The organism is Neorhizobium descurainiae (genome assembly GCF_051400715.1).
In the GTDB taxonomy this organism is placed as follows: Bacteria; Pseudomonadota; Alphaproteobacteria; order Rhizobiales; family Rhizobiaceae; genus Neorhizobium.
The window spans coordinates 1-2,551 of sequence record NZ_JBLFFK010000063.1 but is presented as its reverse complement, the minus strand read 5'-3'; the positions used below and the strand labels follow the sequence as shown (position 1 = coordinate 2,551).

At 64.5% G+C, this 2,551-nt stretch carries 2 protein-coding genes; both read left to right on the top strand.

Features of this window, described 5'->3' with window-relative positions; genetic code table 11:
• A partial coding sequence (locus tag ACMGE0_RS33375) for a methyl-accepting chemotaxis protein (RefSeq protein WP_436820139.1) occupies positions 1 to 858 on the top strand: 858 nt, incomplete at its 5' end.
• A 182-nt stretch (positions 859 to 1,040) separates the two neighbouring features.
• Positions 1,041 to 2,551, top strand: a 1,511-nt coding sequence (locus ACMGE0_RS33370) for a methyl-accepting chemotaxis protein (RefSeq protein WP_436820138.1), incomplete at its 3' end; no start/stop codon positions are given.

The following is a 2,551-nucleotide window of genomic DNA, read 5'->3' as shown; positions in this document are numbered from 1 at the left end:
CAGCTCTCCCAGGGCGCCACCGAACAGGCCTCTTCCGCCGAAGAGGCCTCCGCCTCCATGGAGCAGATGGCCGCCAACATCAAGCAGAACGCCGACAACGCAGCCCAGACCGAGAAGATCGCCCGCCAGTCCTCGAAGGACGCGGAGACCTCCGGCCAGGCCGTCGGCCGCGCGGTCACCGCCATGCGCACCATCGCCGAGAAGATCTCGATCGTCCAGGAGATCGCCCGCCAGACCGACCTTCTCGCCTTGAACGCCGCCGTCGAGGCCGCCCGTGCCGGCGAGCACGGCAAGGGCTTTGCCGTCGTCGCTTCCGAAGTGCGCAAGCTTGCCGAGCGCAGCCAGGCGGCCGCAGCGGAGATCAGCGCCCTTTCCGGCGAAACCGTGCAGGTGGCGACCGAGGCCGGCGAGATGCTGAACCGGCTGGTGCCGGACATCCAGAAGACCGCCGAGCTGGTCTCGGAGATCTCCGCCGCCTGCCGCGAGCAGGATATCGGCGCCGCCCAGATCAACGAGGCGATCCAGCAGCTCGACAAGGTGACCCAACAGAATGCCGGCGCCTCTGAGGAGATGTCGGCAACGTCGGAAGAGCTCGCCGCCCAGGCCGAGGAGCTGCAGGCCTCCATCGCCTTCTTCCGGATCGACCAGGCCGGACCCGCCAAGCCGGCGAAGCATGCGGCGACAACGGCCCCGATCATGGCGAAGCCTTCGGCGAAACCCGCCCAACGTTCCGGGCCGCAGAGCCGCAAGCAGGATCATTCCGTCGCAGCCCAGCAGGCCCGCGCCAAGGGCTTCGCCCTCGACATGTCCATGGGCGGACCGGACTCAGATGACGAGAATTTCCGCGCAAGCGCATAACAAAGGAAGACAATCCCGGGCCGGATGAAAGGCCCGGGAATCGCTGCCCGCATGCAGCCGGGCAACCATCCGGGAAAACCGGATAATGGCAGAAGGGTGAATGTATCGGTCTTCTCTATTGCTGGACCGCCGCTTCTTGCGGTGGCCCGACCTGATTTCGATCGCAATCCAGAGGGAATTCGATGCGCCTCACTATCAAACTGAAGCTCGGACTGGTTTTCAGTTTCATCGTCACACTGACGTTGGCCATGGCCGGTCTATCAATCTACAATCTGTCGTCGCTCAACAGCGATATTACCGTCATGGTGTCCGGCCCCGTCGCCAACCTGCGCGATTCCGGCGATCTGTCGGATGCCGTCCTGCGCTCCATCCGCTCGGAAAAAGACGCCATCATCAATACCGATCCGCAGAAGATCGCCGGTTACGTCGCCGAGATTTCGCAGCAGCGCGATCTGATCAGGAAGCTGCACGAGAACCTGAGCCGCTCCGACGATCCGGAGATCCGGAACTACATGTCCGAATTCACCGATCTTTCCGCCAAGTGGATCGTTCTGCAGGATCGCGTCGCGGAACTTGCCCGGCAGAACACGCTTGAATCCAACAACCAGGCGGGCATGATCTCCATGGGCGAAGGCCAGGAGGTCACGGCGCAACTCCTGGCCGTGCTGCAAAAACTGAACGACACGGTGACGGGCAACGTCGCCGAAACGGACGCCTCGACGAACGAACAATATCTGCAGTCGCGCAACATGCTGGTCACCATGACCGGTATCCTGATCGTCGCATCCTTCACCTGTGCCGTCTGGATCCTGCTCAACATCTCCCGCGGTCTCAAGCGCGCCGTCGGCCTGGCGGATGCCGTCAGCATCGGCGACCTCAACCAGAACGTCGAGCATCCAAGCAATGACGAGATCCGCGATCTCGTCAACGCCATGAACCGCATGACCGGCAACCTCCGGAACACGGCCACTATCGCCGACCAGATCGCCAATGGGGACCTGACGGTTTCGCCGAAGCCGCTGTCGGACAAGGATACGCTGGGCCTTGCGCTGGAAAGCATGGTGGAGCGCCTGCGCGGCGTCGTCGCCGATGCGCTCTCGGCATCCAACAACGTCTCGTCCGGCAGCCAGGAGCTTTCGGCAAGCTCCGAACAGCTCTCCCAGGGCGCCACCGAGCAGGCCTCCTCCGCCGAAGAGGCCTCCGCCTCCATGGAGCAGATGGCCGCCAACATCAAGCAGAACGCCGACAACGCAGCCCAGACCGAGAAGATCGCCCGCCAGTCCTCGAAGGACGCGGAGACCTCCGGCCAGGCCGTCGGCCGCGCGGTCACCGCCATGCGCACCATCGCCGAGAAGATCTCGATCGTCCAGGAGATCGCCCGCCAGACCGACCTTCTCGCCTTGAACGCCGCCGTCGAGGCCGCCCGTGCCGGCGAGCACGGCAAGGGCTTTGCCGTCGTCGCTTCCGAAGTGCGCAAGCTTGCCGAGCGCAGCCAGGCGGCCGCAGCGGAGATCAGCGCCCTTTCCGGCGAAACCGTGCAGGTGGCGACCGAGGCCGGCGAGATGCTGAACCGGCTGGTGCCGGACATCCAGAAGACCGCCGAGCTGGTCTCGGAGATCTCCGCCGCCTGCCGCGAGCAGGATATCGGCGCCGCCCAGATCAACGAGGCGATCCAGCAGCTCGACAAGGTGAC